The 15,660-nt window shown below is 46.2% G+C and carries 9 protein-coding genes; 7 read left to right on the forward strand and 2 right to left on the reverse strand.

Annotated elements, in window-relative coordinates; translation table 11 throughout:
* Window positions 1–652: 652 nt before the first annotated feature.
* The gene (locus ABWT76_RS08875) at window positions 653–1,156 is read right to left on the reverse strand and encodes a hypothetical protein (protein WP_054465616.1); all 504 of its coding nucleotides are present in this window, start codon (window positions 1,154–1,156) and stop codon (window positions 653–655) included.
* A gap of 185 nt (window positions 1,157–1,341) precedes the next feature.
* On the opposite strand from ABWT76_RS08875, the gene ABWT76_RS08880 reads away from it, so the two are divergent.
* On the forward strand, window positions 1,342–2,775 hold the full coding sequence (locus tag ABWT76_RS08880; protein ID WP_354635968.1) for a carotenoid oxygenase family protein: 1,434 nt from the start codon (window positions 1,342–1,344) through the stop codon (window positions 2,773–2,775).
* A gap of 360 nt (window positions 2,776–3,135) precedes the next feature.
* On the opposite strand, the gene ABWT76_RS08885 is transcribed toward ABWT76_RS08880, so the two are convergent.
* A complete protein-coding gene (locus ABWT76_RS08885; RefSeq protein WP_054465618.1) occupies window positions 3,136–6,759 on the reverse strand; it encodes a response regulator in 3,624 nt (1,207 codons plus the stop codon).
* A gap of 885 nt (window positions 6,760–7,644) precedes the next feature.
* Between ABWT76_RS08885 and ABWT76_RS08890 the strand changes: the two genes are divergently transcribed.
* The 6 genes from ABWT76_RS08890 to ABWT76_RS08915 all read left to right on the forward strand — a co-directional run bounded on the left by ABWT76_RS08890 (window position 7,645) and on the right by ABWT76_RS08915 (window position 15,474).
* Entirely contained in the window at window positions 7,645–8,595 is a 951-nt protein-coding gene (locus ABWT76_RS08890) for a sulfurtransferase (RefSeq protein WP_054465619.1), read from the forward strand.
* Between the two features lie 578 nt (window positions 8,596–9,173).
* Window positions 9,174–9,776, forward strand: coding sequence for a Crp/Fnr family transcriptional regulator (locus ABWT76_RS08895; RefSeq protein WP_054465620.1), 603 nt, complete (start codon window positions 9,174–9,176; stop codon window positions 9,774–9,776).
* Window positions 9,777–10,306: 530 nt separating this feature from the next.
* On the forward strand, window positions 10,307–11,284 hold the full coding sequence (gene cysK, locus ABWT76_RS08900) for a cysteine synthase A (RefSeq protein ID WP_354635969.1): 978 nt from the start codon (window positions 10,307–10,309) through the stop codon (window positions 11,282–11,284).
* 51 nt (window positions 11,285–11,335) lie between these two features.
* A complete protein-coding gene (gene epsC / locus ABWT76_RS08905) occupies window positions 11,336–12,295 on the forward strand; it encodes a serine O-acetyltransferase EpsC (protein WP_054465622.1) in 960 nt (319 codons plus the stop codon).
* A 378-nt stretch (window positions 12,296–12,673) separates the two neighbouring features.
* Window positions 12,674–13,597 (forward strand): family 2A encapsulin nanocompartment shell protein, encoded by a 924-nt coding sequence (locus ABWT76_RS08910; RefSeq protein ID WP_354635970.1) that lies wholly within the window; start codon window positions 12,674–12,676, stop codon window positions 13,595–13,597.
* Entirely contained in the window at window positions 13,597–15,474 is a 1,878-nt protein-coding gene (locus ABWT76_RS08915) for a family 2A encapsulin nanocompartment cargo protein cysteine desulfurase (protein WP_354635971.1), read from the forward strand. The genes ABWT76_RS08910 and ABWT76_RS08915 overlap by 1 nt, the downstream gene beginning before the upstream one ends.
* Window positions 15,475–15,660 lie beyond the last annotated feature (186 nt).

A 15,660-nucleotide genomic window follows, 5' to 3' on the forward strand; every position in this document is an offset into this window, starting at 1 on the left:
GAAAAGAGTGAATAGTGAATAGTGAATAGTGATATTTATTTTCACTTTTCACTTTTCACTTTCCTCTTTCCTCTTTCCTCTTTCCTCTTTCCTCTTTCCTCTTTCCTCTTTCCTCTTTTCTTCTGATATGGTCTGTGGTTATTTCTGCCCACCTACTTAGATGCGAAAAAATCCAATAAATTAAAAGCGATATAATTATATTAATTTTAATTTAAATAAGAGATTTAATTTCTGTATGTAGGGGCGAATGGCCATTCGCCCCTACAGCATTAGATCAAGCAGAATTGAAATAACTATAAATAACAAATACCCCCTGGGAATAGAGAAAACGGACTTTCTCCAGCCAGGGGGTATTTGATTGGTAGTGGGCATGAAGTGAAATGATATGAATTAGAAATTTTCTCCTATGTAGGTGGGAACCATGTTTTTATGGGATAAGAATTCAGCGATCGCAAATTATTTGCCAGAACGCGATCAGCCAATGGATCGGCGATCGCCTTCAATGGGACGATCTCTGAATACTTAGCCCAGTGAGAAAATAGAAAATGCCTCACTACTTCGGTGCTGTCATAGAAGCGGTCATGGAAATTGAGGGAAATTCTTTGCCTTAATTTCAAATAGCAAAGAAAGCACAAGGTTCGAGAACCCGGTCTTAATCAAAATAAAACAACGTAACCAGACGGCGTTGTTCCTCAGCTTCTTGGCAAGTTTGCAGCAGGGTTTGGCTGTCGTGAAAAGCAAAGCAGATGAGTTGCTGACAGCGAGAAATAATCTGTCGATTACATAACGTGCTTGCTTCCCCCAGAGATAAGTGATCGTTGCTGGAATTTTCCACCAAATGGATCACGCGGGAAAGCTGTTCGCGGGATTCACGGGGTTGCCGCTCCAGGGTTTGCGGTAAAATAACCGTCAGCATATTGGGATCGGCTCGCATGGCTCCTTTGATCGCCGCTGCATTGGTGCCAGTGGATCCCGATGTCATCACCCGATTTCCGCCCAAAACTAGGGCATAACTCATTAACTCAATTAAGTTTTGATGAGTAATCGGCACATGACGCGATCCTAAGATAGCAATTCGTTTAGATCCAGTTTGTTGGATCGCTGCAAGCTCTTGTGCAAGAGTATCTATACTGGATATTTCTATGGATTGAGTCAAAGACTAAATGAATCTAAGTAATACAACGACTGTTATTTTAGCAAAGTTATTTTGGCAAAAACCAGTGAGCGGAGAAAAGAACTCTATATCTAATCTGAAACCAGTGGACTCCCTTGGTTAACTGACCGAATGGCATGATAACAATTAAATAATTAAGTTGTCAGGAAATTGTGAGGTTGAATCCGTTGCCGACATTAAAAAGCTGGTCAAAAGCCCTGGAACGACCCGCCACGGAATTTACGGCGGTGACGTTGCCAGTGATTTTTGGGGAGTTGCCCCCTGGGTTACGCGGGTCTTTGTATAGAAATGGGCCAGCCCGTTTAGAACGAAACGGGGTGAAAGTAGGCCATTGGTTTGATGGGGATGGAGCGGTGTTGGCGGTACATTTTACCGATGCTGGCGCGATCGCCTCTTACCGATATGTGCAAACTGCCGGTTATCAGGAAGAAGAAGCCGCTGGAGAGTTTTTGTTTGCTGGTTATGGCATGATGCCGCCCGGTTCTATCTGGGATCGCTTTACCAAGAGTGTCAAAAATGCCGCCAATACCTCGGTTTTAGCCCTGCCGGATAAATTGTTAGCCCTCTGGGAAGGAGGATATCCCTACGCTTTGGATTTACAAACCCTGGAAACCTGGGGAACGGATAACTTAGAAGGGCTAAAAAACGGTTGGACTTTTTCCGCGCACCCGAAGCGCGATCCCTTGACGGGAAATATTTATAATTTTGGGGTGACACCGGGCAAAAATTCCCTATTACATCTTTATGTATGCGATCGCGCTGGCAAAATCCAAAAACATTCCACCGTGGAAATCGATGGAGTGCCCTTAATTCACGACTTTGTACTCGCGGGTGAATATTTGGTCTTTTTCATTTCCCCAGTCCGGTTGCAACTATTCTCCGCCCTGTTTCACTTAAAAAGCTTTAGTGATTCCCTAATGTGGCGACCTGAATTGGGAACCCAAATTTTAATCATCAACCGGGATACCTTGGAAGTGGTCAGCGGCAATGAAACCGATCCTTGGTTTCAATGGCATTTTAGCAATGGATATCAGGATGAACAGGGGAATTTAATCGTGGATTTGGTCAAATATGCAGACTTTTCCACCAATCAATATCTCAAAGAAGTTGCCACGGGTCAGGCGCAAACGATAGCCAAAGGCACCCTCTGGCGGATTTATTTAGACCCAAAAACTGCGGTGGTGCAAGACCAAGAACCTCTGGTAGAAAGGGGTTGCGAATTTCCCTCGGTGGCACCGGCAGCGGTGGGACAACCGGCCCGGTTTACCTATTTATCCTTGCATCGAGAAGATGTGAATATTGGGGAGGAACTTTTAGGCGCGATCGCCCGCTATGACCATCAGACCCAAACCCTCACCGCAGCGGACTTAGGGGCTAATCGCTATCCCACAGAACCACTGTATATATCTAATCCCGAAAATCCGCAACAGGGCTGGCTGATCGCCGTCGTCTTTGATGGCAATGATGATGGCAACGATGATGGCAAAAGTGAGGTCTGGATTTTTGACAGCGATCGCCTGGATGAAAACCCAGTCTGTCGTTTAGCCCTACCAGAAATAGTGCCGATGGGATTTCATGGCACCTGGCACCCAGAAGTTTAATTAGCGGGGGTGCGGGGGGGCGGGGGTGCGGGGGAGCGGGGGGGCGGAGGAGCGGGGGTGCAGAGGAGGACAGAGGTAGGGGCTTTTCCGTGGCGGTGGTTGCCCCGGAGCAGAGGAGCTTCCGGAGCGGGGAAGCATAAGGGCGCTTGGACGTAGCGCCCCTACATCTCATCCCCTCATCCGACGGCGGACCCCCCTGCCCCCTGCTCCGTAAGCCCCGAAAGTCCCTCCGCTTCAGAAACCGGGTTTCTTGTAGGCTGCTAAACGATATGCCTCCGGCACGCTGCGCGATCGCCCCGGTAGGAACCCAGAAACCCGGTTTCTCCTGCGAGAAAGATCACGCCCCTACAATAAATCTAATCAATTCTTCACCAAAAATGTTAAAACCGTTTCATCAATCCCTTTGAGTTTTAAGGGCTGATACTTGATAATTTCATCATCATTCAAATAGTCCGCGACAGCGGCGGAAACTAAAATTCGATTCGGTTCAGAGGCTTCTTGGAGTCGGGCGGCAATATTCACACTCGGCCCGATCGCCGTATAGTCAGACCGTTCCGCATTACCAAACATTCCCACCACCGCCGTTCCTTGATGAATGCCACAGCGAAACTTGACCTCTGGGAGTCCTTGGGCTTGCCATTTTTTATTAAGTTGAATCAGCGATCGCTGCATTTTTCTAGCAGCGGCTAAAGCATTGGTCACTTGTTCATTGGGGGTGCATTCTTCTGGTGCGCCAAAAATCGCAATAATCGCATCCCCCACGAATTTATCCACAGTTCCCGAATGCTCAAAAACTGCCTGAGTCATGGCATCTAAATATTCATTTAATATTTCCGCCACTCGGCGCGATCGCAAATTATTCGACATTTGAGTAAAGCCGACAATATCACTAAACAAAATCGTAATTAACCGAGGTTCTGGCGTTAAATCTAACTGCAATTCTCCCCTCGCGGCTTTTTGTACCATCCCTGGAGGTAAAAACCGTTTTAACACCGACTCAGTTAAATAACTATTCAACTCTTTTACTCGTCGTTCATTTTCTTTCAACGCCAAAAGATTCCGCACCAATGCCAACAATTCTCGGTCATTAAATGGCTTGCCCAAATAAGCATCTGCCCCTTGTTCTACCCCTTCGACCCGAGTATCTTCATTCACTTTAGCCGTTAATAAAATCACCGGAATTCCCTTTAAATTTTCGGAATCGCGCACCATTCTAATCAGATCCAATCCCGATACTAAAGGCATCATTAAATCCGCCACAATTAAATCTGGTTGATATTTTTGCGCCATTTGAAATCCTTCGGCGCCATTGCGAGCTAAAATAGTGAGATACTGTTGTTCTTTGAGAATTCCTGCCACATAATGCCGCAAGTCTGAATTATCATCCACCATTAAAATCAAAGGATGAGGTTTTACCAGTGAATCAGTCAAGAGTTTGGTTTCCCCATTCCTCAGATTTGCGGATGCGTTATTAGCGGCTTCGGCGCTAATAATTTCTGCGGCTAATCTTCTTAAATCTTCTTCGGAATTGTCGATTTCTGTTTCCACTTCTAAATCTGCTAATTCCACATCCACTCGACTGGGCATCACTCCCGTAGGCACTTCAATAATTTGCTCTGGGGGCAAATGAGAGCAACCAATAGGCAGCCAAACCGTAAAGGTACTGCCTTTTTCATACACGGATTCAACGGTAATTTGACCTCCATGAAGTTGGACTAATTCTTTGGCTAATGCTAATCCTAATCCACTGCCTTCATAAGACCGACTGACCGAACCTTCTGCTTGGCGAAAGCGTTCAAATAAATGGGGGATTTGGTCATTTCTAATCCCAATCCCCGTATCTTTAATCCGTAACATACAATAATTGCCACTTTGTTCCACGGAAACGGTAATGCTACCCGGTGGAGTGGTAAATTTCATGGCATTGGAGAGCAAGTTATACAAAACTTTATCAAACTTTTCTAAGTCCAAATAAAGGGGTGGACAATAACTAATTCTAGTTTCTAAATAAAGTCCTTTTCGCTCACAGTAATGGCGAAAAGTATCCACAGTTTGTTCAACAAATTCAATGAAATTACAGGGGCGAAACGTCGGCTGCATCCGACCGGCATCGAGGCGCTGTAAGTTGAGCAGTTGATTGACTAATCGCAGTAAGCGGCGACAATTTCTCAGGGCAATTTCTGCCTGTTCTAAGGGTAAATCTTTCTGATGTTGAACGGCGGACTCTAATGGCCCAATGGTGAGGGTTAAGGGGGTTCTAAATTCATGGGAAATATTCTGAAAAAATTCGGTTTTGAGGCGATCAAGTTCCAGAAGTCTTTCCGCTTGTTGTCGGGTGGTTTGATAAAGCCGAGACTGCTGCACCGCGATCGCGGCTTGGGCGGCCACTGCTTGAGCCAAATCAATCTCGGAAGGCAGCCAGCGACGAGGGGTGTGATGATGGCGCAGGGAAATGCTGCCGATAATTTTGCCATCAGAAAGCAATGGCACCACCAACAGAGCTCTAGACGGGGAGAGAAATTGCTCTTGGGTGTGATCCATGCCTACAGGAATATCCAGCATTTCCAGTTCGGGCATATCCTGTAGATCCTTAATCACCACAGGTTCTTGGGTGGCGAGGAGTTGCTGATGCACCGGATTTCCCGATATCGGCACTACAGACCGGGGCAGCGATCGCCCGATCGCCGTTGAATCCATACGAGGGATTTCTCCCTGGTCGAGAATGGCATTCGGGGGATGATCCCCTTCTCCTCGGACCACCGAAGAACCGCCTTTTTCGTACAAGCCCACACATTGGACATACTCATCATTTTCCGTCCAAAGAGACAAGGCACAACCATCCACCTGCAACGCTTCTCCCAGTTGCTGGGTAATCGCCGCAAAAATATCTTTCGGGTTGAGACTAGAGCGAATGGATGTGGTAATCGTGTTAATCAGAGCTTCGCGTTTAGCTAAAGCTTGGACTTGTTCATAAGCTCGCACTTGGGACAACGAGAGAGAAGCTTGATCCGCGACCATAAACCCCAGTTGCACTTCATCATCTTTCCAGACCCGAGGCTGACCGCATTGATGCAAGGCTAAAACCGCCAGCAGATCCAGGCGGAACATTAAAGGCACAATCAAACTAGAACGAATATTGGCAGCGGCGTAGGTTTGTCGCCGTTGAGCGATTTCTGGGGTGTTTTCTTGAAAGCGCTCGTCGGTTTCTACGTCATTAATCACCAGTATATCCGTGGTTTCCCATAAAGTTTGAGCCAGCAGACTGTCGGAAATTTCCCAGTGGGAGGACTGAGGTGACTGAGGTGACTGAGGTGAAATAGGTTCAGTTTCTCTGGCTTTTTCCTCTTTCCTCTTCCCTCTCACCTCTATGGGTCTATCTTTTTTGTTTTGATAGAGAAACCATTCATCCGCCAACCGTCCATCGTGCAATGGCCGCAAAATGCAGTAACTCACGTCAAAAATTTGACCCACGGTTTCCACAATGGTCTGAAGGATTTCCGCTTCACTGGTGCGCGATCGAATGGTGTTAATCACCGCATTCAACAGGGACTCTTGGCGCAACGTGCGGCAGAGTTCGGTAGTGCGAGCTTTCAGCACATTGTGAGTATCCACCGCTTGGCTGACCAAGGTTCGCAGTTCGTCGGTTTTCCAAGGTTTGGTGACATATTTAAACACCTTGCCAGAGTTAATCGCATCCACCAAATCTTCTACGTCCGTATAAGCAGTCAAAATAATCCGAATAATATCCGGGTACTGGGTCGCTGTCACGCTGAGGAGTTCGGTTCCACTCATTAACGGCATCCGCTGATCGGAGACAATGACGGCAATCTCCTGATCTTGGGCTAAAATCTCTAAAGCTTGCAGACCATTACTCGCTTGAAATACCTCATAATCTCGATATAACGTGCGATAAAGTAGCTCGAGATTTGAGGCTTCATCATCCACAAGCAAAATTTTCGGCTTATTTTTAGCTTTCGCACTCATGCACCGCTCTCCTGCTGCAAGGGGAGTTTGACTCCGGGTAACCAGTTATTTAGCTGCCAGTCACAATTAATTCGGCAATTGTAGATTTTTGTGATTAGTCGTCTGCTGTTTACCGCTGGATATTTTAGCCCTAACACATCAAGGTTCATCAAGGTTAATCAAAGGTCAGTCGATAGTTACAATACATCGGCAGGCTAATCTACGAAGCCTTTCGGCGCACCCTTTGTTTAGGATCTTTGATCCGCGATCGCTTTTCAGTCCTTGATTTACTGTTTAGCCTGGGCAATGCCTTGGTTATACAGCCTTGAGCAAGCTGAAAAGTCTTGTTTGCCGATACTGTTCATTATCATAATGCCCTGGAAGCCAATCATGGTTAAAACCGCTTGTTGCTGTCATGCAATGATGAATCAGAGGATGTTTCTGGGGGCGGGGGAGCGGGGGGATGACTCGGCTTCGGGGAATTATGGCAAATCCGGCAAAGAGGTATTTTCCTTGACAGAGGTTGACTCCCCTCGGCAGCGAGTAGCTGAAACCCTTGTCTAGCGAAGAATCCAGCATTTACACAACTCAGCGAAACCAATAAAATACAAAAAACATTTACAGACGTATTGCAAATGTTTTTAAATTCATGTATAGTTCGATTTACAGATTGACAAGCACCTTGTCGCCCCAATGTACTGTCTAGAAACTGGAGGCCATCACCCTGAGCAAGGGGCGGCTGCTGGAGGTGATTTCGGTGGCGAATATGCGGCGATCGCAGCAAGATTCCCTGTACATCGAAGCTGGTGAAGAGGTAGGGAGTGGCGGGTAGGCAATTAGAAGTGAAAAGAAAAGTTGAAATTCAGTAGATACACACCAGTAGACAAACACAGGAGTCTCAAGACAATGTTTAAGCAACTGCGGATCTGGAAAATACAGATCGTTTCCTTTATTGTCGCGGCGCTGGCCGTGGTGACGCTGCCCGGACTGGTGCATCCCAGTCAGGCGGCCACGACGATTGATTTTGTTACTCCCCAGTGGGTGGCGGAGCATTCCCAGGATGCCAACCTGCGGATTTTGGATGTGCGGATTAATCCACTGGAATACATCAATGCCCACGTTCCGGGGGCGGTGAACATTGCCGACAATACCTTCCGTGGCCCCAACGGTCGCCTGCCGGTGCAGTTTTGGGAACAGCAGAAGATTGAATCCCTGTTCCAAGATGCCGGGGTGAACAACAACAGCCATCTGGTGATTTATTCCGACGGCAACAGCATCCTGGGCAGCACCCAGGTGGCCTACCTGCTGGAGCGGGTTGGTCATTCCGGTCAGGTCTCTATCTTGAATGGCGGATTCAAAGCCTACCGAGATGCCAACCTACCCGTGACCAAAGAGTTCCCGCAGTACCAGCGAGGCAACTTTACCCTACGCGACAACTCCGCCATCCGGGTTTCCCTAGACGAAGTGCGATCGATTGTGAATAACCGTAGCGCCCAAGTCACCTTCATTGATCCTCGTCCTGCCGCCCTGTTTGCCGGAGAAGAGAATCTGTTCATCCGCAATGGCCACATCCCTGGCGCGAAGAATATCCCCTGGCCTACCTTCACCTTGGGTGAAGACAACTTCCACCAAATCAAGACCCTGGATGAAATCCGCGCCCTGCTCGCCCGCCGCAATGTTACCCCCAACGACACGATCATTATGACGTGCAGCACCGGGCGGGAAGCTTCTCTGCAATATGTGGTGCTCAAGCACGTGCTGGGTTATCCCAACGTGCGACTGTATGAAGGCTCATGGACAGAGTATTCGTCCCAGCCCGATCTGCCCGTGGCCACCGGACGCGATCCTAACGTCTAGGCCAGCTAGACCTTAGAGGGGGTAGGCTGGTTGACTGACAAAAGTCTATCGCCCTCACCCCCAACATCTCTCCCAGAGGGAAAGGACTTTTGAGGATCTGGCTAACAAGTTTTGCCAGTCAATCCGCCAATCGGGTAAGTGAGGTCTGGGTGATGTCAAGGGTTATTCAACAGTTCGCTAAGTGGATACCGTGTTTGACGTTGAAACCTGAAAATCACCTACCCGCTCCCCATTGAATGCCATATCTCTGTTCCGCTTCCAAAAAAAATGAATAACGAAGATATCATCTAAGCCTTTCTCACTTCCCTGGAACAACAGCAGAACCCTCTTACCCCAGAAGAGCAAAGCAAAATCAAATAGGCAAAATTTTACAAAAAAACGCCGATTTTGGTTTAGAAAAACTCGACAAATTCGCCCGTAAATCTTCACTCCTCCAAACCATCTATATAGCAGTCCGTGCAGGATTTATGAAGCTGCTCCCCTCTTCCATTTTGGGCAGGCGTCGGTTGGGGGTGAGGGTCAATTCCACAACTTATATAGGATTGCTATAGTAAGTAGTTATTCTAATACAGAAAAACATGATTAATTCACCATACAAAATTAACGAAGAAGAAATTAGAAAAATTCCCAAAAGACCGCCTAGATTTTTAACCAGAAGAGAGTTTTTGTATGAAGATAACAACTTTTTTTGGTTAATCCAAAAAGGAGTTGTTCGTACTATAAGTTATGCAGATGACAATACAGTTGTCTGCACAGGTATTTGGCTGGTTGATGATATTGTTGGTAAACCTTTATCGCGAATTTCTCCCTATTTAATAGAAGCATTAACTCCAGTTCAAATGATGCCAATTCCGAAAATTTATTGGCAACCTTCATCTGAATTAATTTTAAACTACTGGCAAAATACTGAGGATTTACTTATGGCTCGTGGCAATCACAGCGCTTGGTTTATTTTGCTGAATGTTCTCAACTGGTTATCTCAGCGTTTTGCACATCGTGTCAGTGAGGGATATTTAATTGATGTGTCGTTGACCCATCAAGATTTAGCCGAATTATGCGGAATGACTCGAGTGACAGTTACTCGTTTACTCAAACAATTTGAATCGGAAGGATTAATTTCTAGAAATTCTAAAAGAATTGTCCTCAAAGAGGACTACAGCACTTGGTACTATCAAATTTGATTGGTATATAGCAATTGTCATAGTTATGAAGTACAAAAAAACCTGTCATTCCCGCCTTCGCGGGAATCCAGAAAACCTCTGTAATTCCGACAATAACCGCTATAACCTCAAGTTTTTAGGACTTACGCAACGAATCTATATCTGGGGTATTGGTGCGTTACCGCTCGGAACAACACCCTACCAATAGCGTTTTGCGTAAGTTCTGGTTTTGTTGAATATTTGAGCGGAGCGCTTTTGGGTCAGGAAGAAGCGTTTTTGGTGTCACCGGCCCGACAAATTCTCGGAGAGGGAGGTATTTTCCTTGACAGAGGTTGACTTTCCACAGCAGCGAGTAGCTGAAACCCTTGTATAGCAAAGAATATAGCGGTTACACAACTCGAAAAACACAAAATACTAAAAAAAACATGAATGTATTGCAAATGTTTTTTAATTCGTGTATAGTACATTTACAGATTGAAAAGCACGTTGTCGCCCTAATTTTAGACCTGGCGCAACATCAGTCCCGAAATCCATAATCAGGAGTCTTGAATATGGTGAAATGGTTTTTAGACAACAGTCTCGCCATCGGTAGGACTCCCCTAGTCCTTTTAAACCGTGTAGTCGGTGATAGTAGGGCGACTGTTCTGGCTAAAATTGAAGGCCGTAACCCAGCCTATTCGGTTAAATGCCGCATTGGTGCGTCGATGATTTGGGATGCAGAACGACGAGGCTTATTAGGACCCGGTAAAGAAATAGTTGAACCCACCAGTGGTAATACAGGAATTGCCTTAGCTTTTGTGGCTGCGGCTAAAAAAATTCCCATTACCTTAACAATGCCTGAAACGATGAGTTTGGAACGACGGAAATTGCTGCGGGCTTATGGAGCAAATCTAATTTTAACCGAAGGCTCAAAAGGCATGGTGGGGGCAGTAGAAAAAGCTGAGGAAATTGCCGCTTCTAATCCCGATCGCTATGTTTTATTGCAACAGTTTCGTAACCCAGCAAATCCCCGGATCCATGAGCAGACCACGGGGCCAGAAATCTGGGAAGAAACCGCAGGAGCGATCGATATTCTGGTTTCAGGAGTAGGTACAGGCGGAACAATTACCGGCGTATCCCGATATATTAAACACACTCAAGGTAAGCCCATATTATCCGTAGCAGTAGAACCCGAAGCCAGCCCAGTTATATCCCAAACCCTTGCCGGAATTCCAGTTAAACCAGGCCCGCATAAAATCCAGGGCATTGGTGCAGGTTTTGTCCCAGAAGTGCTGGATTTATCAATAATTGATGCCGTAGAAACTGTGACGAATGAAGAAGCAATTCTCTACGCTCAACGGTTAGCTAGAGAAGAAGGAATTTTATCAGGTATTTCCTGCGGAGCAGCGACAGCAGTGGCAGCCAGACTTGCTAAAAGACCAGAAAATCAGGACAAAACTATTGTGGTTATTTTGCCTGACTCTGGTGAACGTTATCTCAGTACCCCCCTGTTCCAAGGAGTATTTAACGAGGAAGGTTTAGCAGTCTGATTTGCTTTCAGATATCCCAAGATTTACCCCAGTCGTCGCTGAGAAGAAACAATGACCAATGATAGCTATATTGCCCTAACTTATAGCCCCATTAGCAAAACCGCATGGGATATTGATCCGGTGATTACAGCCTTATCCCAGCCTCGAAAGCAGGCTTTTCAGACTTGTTCACAAGAGCGAAATTACGTTCCTTTGCCATCCCGAAAAATCTTATTTCGGATGGTCGATAAACTCAGGGCGGCTTTATTTCCCTTCCACTTTGGCAATCCCGATCTCCGAGAAACTTCTATTCGTTATTTTATCGGTCATACTCTCAATGAAGCTTTGCAATTACTCGAACATCAAATCCACCGCGAGCAGTGGTTAATTGCTTCAGAAAATCAGGTAGAAGAATCTAAAATTCGGGTCAAAGCTAGGTCAATAGTTCAGGCTTTTGCCGAGCAAATAACAGAAATAAAAACACTGCTAGAAACTGATGTTGTTGCTGCTTATGATGGCGATCCAGCGGCGAAAAATTTAGACGAAGTGCTGTTTTGCTATCCTGGGATTACGGCAATTACTTATCATAGAATCGCTCATGCTTTGTATCGTCTTGAATCGCCTTTATTAGCGAGAATTATTGCTGAAATAGGTCATTCAGAAACGGGAATAGATATTCATCCTGGGGCTACTATTGGCAATAGTTTCTTTATCGATCACGGTACAGGAGTAGTAATTGGTGAAACGACTATAATTGGCGATCGCGTCAGGATTTATCAAGCCGTTACTTTGGGGGCAAAAAGTTTTCCTCGCGACGAATCTGGCAGTTTAATCAAAGGCAATCCCCGTCATCCAATTATCGAAGACGATGTAGTGATTTATTCCGGGGCAACAATTCTCGGTCGAGTCACCATAGGTCAAGGAGCAACCATAGGCGGCAATGTTTGGCTAACCCGTAGTGTACCAGCCGGAGCGTTTGTCTCCCAAGCTCAATTACGGGAGGAAATTTTTGCGGCAGGGGCAGGCATTTAACTCCCCTCTCAAGTTACCCGCCAGATCATATAGCGGTTATTGTCCCTTCGGAAGTACAGAGGTTTTCTGGATTCCCGCCTGCGCGGGAATGACAGGTTTTTTTGTACTTCATAAGTATGACAATTGCTATATAGCTATAAAGAGGAAATCTATAAAGAGGAAATAAGATATCCCCGCCTATAAACCCTCGTGAAATCACTGCAAAACCCTGCGAAATCTTCAGGTTTTTATTTAGACCCGAAATAACCAGAAGAAACCTGGTTTCTTTGTTGCTTCCCACAGATGCACTGTGATATCGACAGCAGAAACCCGGTTTCTAGAGAGTGATTTGAGCGAGAGATTTAACCTCATTCATTTAATCAATCGGAGTTACAATCGATGACTAGCACCAATAACCCTGAACTGCAATTAGCGGTTAATGATGTCGCAGCGCGTCAGTTGGCTAATGCCACAAAAACAGTTCCTCAATTAGACACAATTAGTCCCCGTTGGTTTGTGCGTCTGCTGCACTGGACTCCTGTTGAAGCCGGGATCTATCGTCTGAACAAAGTCAAAAATCCTTCTCAAGTCGAAGTGGCTTGCTCAGAACGAGATGAGCGAGAGTTGCCTGAAACCTTTGTGGATTATCAAGAACAGCCGCGAGAATATTTTCTCAGCGCTGTTAATACGGTTGTCGATGTTCACACTCGTGTTTCTAACCTTTATAGCAGTCCCCACGATCAGATCCATGAACAGTTGCGCTTGACGATTGAAATTTTGAAAGAACGTCAAGAAAATGAACTGATTAATAATGCTGAATACGGGTTGCTCAATAACATTGTTGACAGTCAAAAAGTACAGCCCCGAGGTCTAGCCCCTACTCCAGACGATCTTGATGAGTTATTGGTGAAAGTGTGGAAAGAACCCGCCTTTTTCCTGGCTCATCCTAAAGCGATCGCTGCCTTTGGTCGGGAAGCTACCCGCCGTGGCGTTCCCCCCGCTACCGTTTCTTTATTTGGTTCTCAATTCATCACCTGGCGCGGAGTGCCCTTAATTCCTTCCGATAAACTCGCGGTGAATAATGAGGGCAAAACCAATATTTTACTGCTGCGGGTCGGCGAAAGTCGTCAAGGAGTGGTTGGCTTGTATCAACCGAATTTGCCCGGTCAACAGGGACCCGGACTGTCCGTGCGCTTTATGGGAATTAGCCGCAAAGCGATCGCCTCTTATCTCGTCTCCCTGTACTGCTCTTTAGCCGTCCTGACCGACGATGCGGCTGCCGTTCTTCAGAACGTTGATGTCAACCAGTACCACACCTACTAATGACTACCCCCAATCTTTACCCGGAAAATTCCCTGACAGAAGGGCCTGCGAAACCCAACCCTAGTCCTTCTGTCGCTAATGTTGGGGGAGATGGCATCAACCCCTTATTTAAAGCGGACACTTTTGAGCAACTGGCGAATGCTTTTATTCAAGAAGTGAAGCGCAGCGGCATTGATGTGCAATTACCCGACGCCCTAAATATCCCTCAATCGGTTCAGGATATTAGTGGTCCGGGCTCCAATATTCATCAACAAAATCTCGATGGGAAATTACCGTCAGTATCCACACCTCACTTACCTGTTGGGGAGCCGCAATTCTATTTTAGCGATCCCGGTGTTGATCTGCCCCACCCCCCCCATTCCGTAGAGGAAGTACGCGCTGCTGCATCCCATATTCCCAAAAAAATTCCCCAGGCGATCGCGACTCCCGCAACTCCTACAGTTCCGAATCTATCCTTAGCATCGGTTCCCACACCATCTATCCCAACTGTCACCCCCAACTTCTATTTTTTAGAACATTTAAGTCAAGGGGTAGAAAGACAAAAACCGGATCAGAACATCCCTAAAACTGTTGAGGATTATTCCCCACAGAATTACAGGCAAAATTCACCGATTGACCCATTTTTTGTGCCTCTGGCGGCGGTGACAAAACAGGATATTTTCGATGTCGAAACCATCCGCCGTGATTTTCCCATTTTGCAAGAAAAAGTCAACGGTAAACCCCTGATCTGGTTTGATAATGCGGCAACGACTCAAAAACCTCAAGCCGTCATCGATCGCCTAGTTCATTATTACTCCCATGAAAACTCCAACATTCACCGCGCCGCCCATGAATTAGCAGCCCGGTCAACAGATGCCTACGAAGCCTCTAGGGAGACAGTGCGCCATTTTATCAATGCCTCCTCGGTCAACGAAATTATCTTTGTACGAGGAACCACAGAAGCCATAAACTTGGTGGCGAAAAGTTGGGGAGAACAAAACATCAAAGCTGGGGATGAAATTGTTCTAAGTCATTTAGAACACCATGCTAATATTGTGCCTTGGCAACAGTTAGCAACTCGGACCGGAGCCAAGTTGCGTATTGCACCCGTAGACGATCGCGGACAAATTTTGTTGGAAGAGTATCAACAACTGCTCAATCCTCGCACAAAATTGGTAGCTTTTTCCCAAGTTTCTAATGCTTTGGGAACCATTACTCCGGCGGCAAAAATGATTGCCCTGGCTCACCAAGTTGGTGCCAAAGTGTTATTAGATGGCGCTCAGTCCGTCTCTCATATTCCCATTGACGTGCAACAACTCGGTTGCGACTGGTTTGTTTTTTCCGGTCATAAAATCTTCGGACCCACTGGCATTGGGGTGGTTTATGGTCACGAAGACTTATTAAACGCCAGTCCCCCCTGGCAGAGTGGCGGCAACATGATTGTTGATGTCACTTTCGAGCGCACTGTTTATCAAAATAGTCCAGCCCGATTTGAAGCTGGGACGGGGAATATTGCTGATGCGGTGGGATTAGCCACAGCCCTTGATTATGTTCAACAGATTGGTTTACCAAATATTGCCCGTTATGAGCATGAATTGCTCGAATATGCGACCACGGGTTTAAATACTATTCCCGGTCTGCATTTAATTGGTACTGCCCCAGAAAAAGCTGCTGTCCTTTCCTTTGTTTTGGATGGGTTCTCGGCGGAAACTGTAGGACAAGCACTCAACCAAGAAGGCATCGCGGTGCGTGCGGGTCATCATTGCGCCCAACCAATTTTGCGACGGTTTGGTTTAGAGGCAACTGTGCGTCCGTCCTTGGCTTTTTATAATACTAAATCTGAGGTAGATGCGCTGGTTCATGCTTTGGAACGAATCCGACAAAAACAATTAGGCTAATTAGCAAAGATCCCAGGTTTCTTCATTAGTCAATTTTTTTGATAGAAACCTGGTTTCTTTTCTCCGGTTTTTTTGAAGCTGCTTAAATTACATCAAGTCCATGGATTTTTTGATGATCCACACAGCGCTGTCATTCCCGCGAAAGCGGGAATCCATCTTAACGAGATAGGATTGTTTTTATAACCG

It is taken from the genome of Planktothricoides raciborskii GIHE-MW2, from assembly GCF_040564635.1.
Lineage (GTDB): Bacteria > Cyanobacteriota > Cyanobacteriia > Cyanobacteriales > Laspinemataceae > Planktothricoides > Planktothricoides raciborskii.

What these genes read in the sequence shown, in the direction of transcription:
- ABWT76_RS08885 (WP_054465618.1), bottom strand. Translation starts at nt 6,759, where the DNA reads ATGAGTGCGAAAGCTAAAAATAAGCCGAAAATTTTGCTTGTGGATGAT.
- ABWT76_RS08890 (WP_054465619.1), top strand. Translation starts at nt 7,645, where the DNA reads ATGTTTAAGCAACTGCGGATCTGGAAAATACAGATCGTTTCCTTTATT.
- ABWT76_RS08895 (WP_054465620.1), top strand. Translation starts at nt 9,174, where the DNA reads ATGATTAATTCACCATACAAAATTAACGAAGAAGAAATTAGAAAAATT.
- cysK (WP_354635969.1), top strand. Translation starts at nt 10,307, where the DNA reads ATGGTGAAATGGTTTTTAGACAACAGTCTCGCCATCGGTAGGACTCCC.
- epsC (WP_054465622.1), top strand. Translation starts at nt 11,336, where the DNA reads ATGACCAATGATAGCTATATTGCCCTAACTTATAGCCCCATTAGCAAA.
- ABWT76_RS08910 (WP_354635970.1), top strand. Translation starts at nt 12,674, where the DNA reads ATGACTAGCACCAATAACCCTGAACTGCAATTAGCGGTTAATGATGTC.
- ABWT76_RS08915 (WP_354635971.1), top strand. Translation starts at nt 13,597, where the DNA reads ATGACTACCCCCAATCTTTACCCGGAAAATTCCCTGACAGAAGGGCCT.